The following is a 255-nucleotide window of genomic DNA, read 5'->3' as shown; positions in this document are numbered from 1 at the left end:
AACTCCGCCGCCTTTTGGTTGGCTTGGACTATTTCTGTCAATGCTCTGCCTGCTTCGGCAGCCAGTGATGCTCCCTGTTTAACCGCTTCATTGGTGGCCGTCATTTTATCAACGGAATTTGTTACTTCCACTTGAATTTGATTAATTAACTGGCCAATTTCTTTAGCGGCATTGCCAGATTGCTCCGCCAACTTTCTCACTTCATCTGCCACCACCGCAAACCCCTTGCCATGCTCACCGGCCCGGGCTGCTTCA

Annotated in this window: 1 protein-coding gene; it reads right to left on the bottom strand. The window is 50.2% G+C overall.

Going from position 1 to position 255, the window contains the following annotated elements; all coding sequences use genetic code 11:
* Positions 1–255, bottom strand: a 255-nt coding sequence (locus V6C27_14945; GenBank protein MEG6617667.1) for a methyl-accepting chemotaxis protein, incomplete at both ends; no start/stop codon positions are given.

The organism is Peptococcaceae bacterium 1198_IL3148, from assembly GCA_036763105.1.
In the GTDB taxonomy this organism is placed as follows: Bacteria; Bacillota; Desulfotomaculia; order Desulfotomaculales; family Desulfohalotomaculaceae; genus JBAIYS01.
This window is presented reverse-complemented; position numbering and strand designations above follow the sequence as displayed.